Source organism: Micromonospora sp., assembly GCF_048594385.1.
Taxonomy (GTDB): Bacteria; Actinomycetota; Actinomycetes; order Mycobacteriales; family Micromonosporaceae; genus Micromonospora; species Micromonospora wenchangensis.
The window spans coordinates 1-5,698 of sequence record NZ_JBMDWU010000450.1; the positions used below are offsets into that span (position 1 = coordinate 1).

Below are 5,698 nucleotides of genomic sequence, written 5' to 3' on the forward strand. Positions count from 1 at the left end.
TCGTCGAGGTCACCGCCTTCGACGGGGTCGTCGACGGGGTCCGTGAGCAGATCCGGATGCAGATCGAGCTGTCCCTGCGCCGGGTGCTCCCCGGCCCGGTGTACGCCGACGTCCCGACGTCCGGCAGCGCGGTCGGCGGAGTCCACGACGGTCGGGACCTCCGCGACGACGTGCTGCTGCGCGTCACCGAGGCGCGGCAGGCCCTCGAAGGGCTGCCCGCCGGGGAACCGGAGACCGCGGCGGCGGTCGTCGTCCACCGGCTCGGCGGCGTCCTGGTCCGGCTGCTGCCGGTGCTCGTCACGCCGGCCCTGGCCGCCCCCTTCGCGGCCCACGCCGTTCAGGTGCGCGGCGTGCTGGACGACTTCCGGTGGCTGGTGGGCCGGTGGGCGCAGCAGTGGCGGACCGGCGACGTCGAGGTCGCCGGGCTGGTCAGCCGCGCGACCGGGACGCTCGACGTGATCGTCGACCTGACGCCGCTGATCGAGCTGGCCCCGGCCGCCCACCGCGACCTCGACCTGACGCCGCTGGTCGACGGCGACCAGGCGGACGACACGGACCACGTCGCGGCGCTGGCCCGGTTCCGCGCCGAGCTGACCCGGCTGCGCGACGCCACCGGGATCGCGCTGGACGGGCCGATCATGCAGGTCTACGGCTGGCAACTGCTGACCCAGGCACTCGGGGCACTGTGGTTCGGCGTGACCGGGGGCCCCGAACCGGTCGCGGACTCACGCGCCCTCGGGGCTGCCGCTGCGGCGCTCGACGCGTACCACGAGGTGGTCGGCGGGCTCGGTGCCGGCACCGCCGATCTCGCGGCGATCGACCGGGCCGCCGGGGCGGTCGGGGTGCTGGCCGGCTGGCTGCGTCCCCAGCCCGACCAGGCGGCGACCGACCGGGAGCTCGCCCGGCTCGACGACGCGCTGGCGGTGGTGGGTCTGCGCACCGACGCGCAGCTCGACCGGCTCGCCCTGGACACCCGGGAGGCGATGCTCGACGGGCTGCTCGACGCGGCGACCGCCGCCCTGGACACGTTCCGGATCAGCCGCGACCCCGGCCGTGGCGCTCTCGCCGGGATCCCCGGGGCACCGGGCCCGCTCGCCGACTGGATGACGCTGCTGCGCACCGTGCAGCAGATGAGCGCCCTCTGGAACGGCGGGGAGCCGGACCGGCCCCGGCTGCGTGCCATGCACGGCCTCGCCGGACAGGTCCGCGACGGCATCGCGGCCGGTCGGGCCGACTTCGTCCGACTGGCCAACCGGGAGGCTCCCGGTGGCGACCCGCGTGCGGTGTCGGACCGGGTGCTCGACGCGCCGGCTGCCGGGGCCCGCCGCCCGGCCACCCCGGTCCGGTCCGCCATGGGCGTGACCGGACCCGCGACGGTGCGACCGGGCCCCGGTCAGGTCCTGCTGCACCTGGTCGTCGAGGTGCCCCGGGGGCAGCAGAGCGGGGCTGCGGAGCCGGTGTCGACCGACCTGCACCAGGACCCGGCCACCGGGCGGGTACATCTCACGACCGGTGACCCGTACGCCCCCGTCGCCGTGTTCACCCGGCCGGAGACCGCGTACGGGGTGGCCCGGGGGATGGCCGACCACCTGGCGCAGGTGGGTCTGCCCTCCGGCGACGGCCCGGTGGTACGCCGGTTCGTGGTCGACGCCGACGCGTTCACCGCCCCGGCCGACGCGCAGGTGTACGTCTTCCCGGCCCGTGACTTCGCGGCCCTGGTCGACCGGGCCGAACCCGGCTCGCTGGACAGCTACGCGACCGACCCGGAAACGGTCGACGACACCACCCGTGCCCTGGACGCGCTCGCCGCCGCCGACACCCCGGTCGTCACCGTCGACGAGGCCAGCCGGATGCTGCCGACGCGGGAGCCGAACGCCCGACACCGACCGCGCCCCGAGCCGGCCCCGGTCGCCACCGACGACCGACCTGCCGGCACCGCCGTCCCCCCGGTCGCCCGTCGGGACGCCGGTCCGGCTGCTGCCGTCCCGCCGGGCACGGTGCCGGTCGGTCCGGTCCCGTCGGGCACGGTGGTGCCCCCGGGCGCGGTCCTGGCGGGGATGGTCCTGGCGGGGGTGGCCCTGCCGGGCACCGTCGTTGTGCCGGGACTCGGTGACATCCTGGTCACCGGACTCCCCGGACTGCCGGTGTACCCGCCCGGCGCGCGGTCGACCACACCCGCTCCGGTACCGGACCGCCCCGGCAGCCCGCCACGCCGTCGACAGCGCACCCCGCGACCGGCGGCCGATCGGGGGTGAACCGGCACGCCCCGGGGGCCGTTGTGGGGGCATGACCACGACGACCGGGCCGACCACCGATCGGCGTACCGCCGTGCACCGGCTGCTGCTGCGCCTCGCCGGACAGGCCCCGGACGAGGTGGTCAGCGCGGCCCGGCAGTGGCTCGCGGCGGATCAGCTCGCCGAGGTGGCCCAGGCGGTGGCGTTCACCTGCCTGACCGGGGGCGTCGGGCTCACCGCGCCCGAGCAGGTACTGCTCGCCGGGGTCCTGGCCGACGCCGGTGCGGACGACGACATGCTCGCCGGGCTGCCCACCGGCGAAGCCCCGCCGGTGGCGTACGGGATGGCCCCGGTGGGCCCGCAGGTGCTGGCCGGGGCCGGCGGGCGGATGCCGTACAGCATGGACCTGACCGTGGGTGGGGACGGCCCAGGCTCGCCCGACGACCTGGACCGGGTCGCCATCGCCGCGGTGGCTGCCGCACCCGGGACGGTGGGGCTCTGGCGGGCCTGGCGGTACCCGGCCGTGGACACGCCGTATCCGGCGCCGAAGCGGCTCTACCTCGTGCAGGGCGCGGATCCGGTCGCCCTCGCCGCCCGGATCGGGTCCACCCTGGAGGCGGCCGGGGAACGGCATCCGCTGGTGGAGGCGTTCGGTGAGCCGGTGGAGCTGCCGGAGTACCAGCGGCGGGCGTTGGCCTACTCGGCGCTGCTCTGGGCGGACCGCCCCGCCGGGCCGCTGCGGACGGCCACCCCACCGGACCCCGCCGACCCACCCGGCACCCTCGGCGACGACGAGGCGGAACGGGTCGTCGCCTACCTCGGCGCGGGGGTGCCGCTGCTGGCCAGCCCGCACCGGTCGGCTGACGGCTTCGATCCGGCGTCGGCCGCCGACCCGGTACCCACGGGTGTCCGGGGCGACGGGCGGTGGCTGTGGTCGGAGGCGGTCACCTACTACGCCGACCAGTACGGCTTCGCCCCCGAAGCGGACCTGCTCGCGGCGATCCGGGCCGCCGACTACACCGCCCCGACCCTCGACGCGGTGGCGGTGCACCGTTCGCTGTCGTACCTCTTCGCGGCGATGTGCGACCCCGACCGGACCGGGGTGAACCAACACGCCGGACCCCCCGTTGTGGAGGCATGAGCGTGCCGTCGGCGATGCACCGGCTCCTGCTGCGGATCGCCGGGCAGGCCCCCGCCGCGCTGCTCGGCACCGCCCGCGCCCGGCTGGCCGACGGTGCGGTGACCGAGGTGGCCCGGATGGTGGCCTTCGCCGCCGCCGCCCGGCAGATCCGGCTGACCGACCCCGACGTGCTGCTGCTCACCGGGGTGCTCGTCGCCGCCGGTGCGCCCGACGACCTGCTCGCCGACCTGCCCCGCGCCGCCGACGACCGCACCCCGCCCTACCTCTGGACGCCGGACCCGCCCGCCGACCCCGGCCAGCCCGGCAACGGTCACGCCGCCGGGCCGCCCGGGTCGGCCCCCTCCGGTGTGCACCCGCCTGTCGGGGGCGTGGCGTCCGACGGCGGGGACGCGGTCGACCGGGCCCCCGACGACGCCCTCGGTGGCGGGGCGGCACAGCCCGCCGGGCAGTGGCGGGTCTGGCGACGCCCGGCGTCGGCCACGCCGTACCCGTCGGCCAGCCGGGTCTATCTGGTCCAGGCCCGCGCCGGGGCGGTCGCGCTCACCGCGCGGCTCCAGGCCGCCCTGGCGGCGGTGGGCGAGACCGACCCGCTGGTCGAGGTCTTCGGGCACCTCGCCGGGCTGCCGACGTACCACCGGCGGGCGCTCGCGGGGGCCGTCCTGCTCTGGGCCGCCCGACCGGCCGAGCGGGTACGCGTCGCGGCCACCTTCGACACCCTCGACGCGACCGGGAACCCGACGTTCGGCCCCGACCGGGCCCGACTGTCGACCGCGGAGGCGAACCGGGTCGCCGGCTACCTCGCCGCCGGGTTCCCCCTGCTGACCGGCCCGGCCCGGGTGCCCGACGTGGTCACCCCGGGCCGCACGGTGCCGGTGGACCTGCTCGGCGACGGCCGGTGGATCTGGTCCGCCGCCACCGCGCACTACCTCACCCGGTACCGGATCGCCCCGGACGAGGGCCTGCTGGCGACGATCCGGGCGGCCGGCTACGCGCCCCCCGACGTGGACGCGGTGGCGGTGCACCGCTCCCGGGCGGCGCTGGTCGAGGCCACCGGCGGGGTACGACGGGCGGCGGGCTGACCGACGATGACCGACCCGCCCGACCCCGTACACGCCGCCGTCGTCGGTGCCGTGCTCCTCGTCCACGCCGCCACGGAGCCGTACGCCGCCCTGGCCGGGGTGGCCGCCCGGCTGCCGGCCGACCCGGACCGTACGGTGGTGCTCTGCTCGGCGACCGTGTCGGCCCGACCGGACCTGTTCGCTCTCCTGGCCGATTTGCTGCCCCGCCAGCTCGGCGGGTCGGCCGCCGGGTTCCGGCTGGTCCCGCTCGGCGGCTATGCCGACCCGGTGGCGGTGCCGGACCTGGCGGCCGGCCTCGCCGCGGATCTCGGGATCGACGGGGCGGTGCCGCTGGACGCCCCGGCCGTGTCCACCCGGGCGGTACCGGTGGCCCGCCGGTGGATCGTCGCCGACGGTGGGCCGGCCCGACCGGAGCACCCGCCCGCCGACTGGTGCCCGCCACCTGCCGGGCCGGCCCGGCAGGTCGGCGGCCCCGAGGGCTGGCTGGTCGCCCCGGTCGGGGACGGCTACACGTGGCTGCCCGCCGGCTGGCCACCACCGGCCGCCGGGCCCGTCGGGTCCGTCGAGGACGCGGGACGGCCGGAGCGGACGGATGGTGACGGTCCGGCTGCTCCCGGCGGACAGCCGGCCGGTGACCGGGGCCGCCCGCCGGGGCGACCGGTACCCGGTGGCTGGTCCTTCCTGCCCGACCCCGCCGGGACGCCGCTGGGGCGCGACGATCTCCCGGGCCCCGGACGGCAGGCTCCGGTGCCGCTCGACGTGTACCTGGTCGAGGTGGCGCTCGGCGCGGGCGGCTTCCAGGTGGACGGCCGGCCGGTGCCGCCCGGGGTGCTCGCCGGTCACCTGGCGGCCCTGCGGCGTGCCGGGCGACCCGTGGTGCTCTGCGGGGACGCACCGTACCCCGCCACGGCCGGGATGCTGTTCGGGGCTCTCGCCGACGCCCTCGGCGTTCCGGTCGTCGCCGGTGACGCCCGGGTCGGGGTCACCGCGACGGGGCTGCTGACCACCACGGGCACGTTCCGCCGGTGGCGTCCCCGGCCGGCGGCCGGCACCGCCCGCACGGTGACCGCCCTCGGCCCGGTGCTCCCCGCCCCGGCGGACCTCCCCACCGTGCCTCCCACGCCACCTGCCGTGCCCGCCACCCCCGGACCACCCGACGACGCGCCGGCCACGACCGGTGCCGCGCCGGCCACGACCGGTGCCGCGCCCGCCATGACCGGCACCGCGCCCGCCATGACCCGTGC

2 protein-coding genes and 2 pseudogenes are annotated in these 5,698 nt (G+C 78.2%); all 4 read left to right on the forward strand.

All coding sequences use genetic code 11. From position 1 onward, the window contains the following. Positions 1–2,255 (forward strand): annotated as a pseudogene (locus ACOJTC_RS24680) (hypothetical protein); the annotation flags it as partial. Between the two features lie 31 nt (positions 2,256–2,286). Beyond that, positions 2,287–3,375: a hypothetical protein gene (locus tag ACOJTC_RS24685; protein ID WP_420118673.1), complete on the forward strand. Its 1,089-nt coding sequence runs from the start codon at positions 2,287–2,289 to the stop codon at positions 3,373–3,375. Then, positions 3,372–4,454: a hypothetical protein gene (locus ACOJTC_RS24690; RefSeq protein WP_420118674.1), complete on the forward strand. Its 1,083-nt coding sequence runs from the start codon at positions 3,372–3,374 to the stop codon at positions 4,452–4,454. Before ACOJTC_RS24685 ends, ACOJTC_RS24690 begins: the two co-directional genes overlap by 4 nt. Before the next feature lie 6 nt (positions 4,455–4,460). After that, positions 4,461–5,698 (forward strand): annotated as a pseudogene (locus ACOJTC_RS24695) (hypothetical protein); the annotation flags it as partial.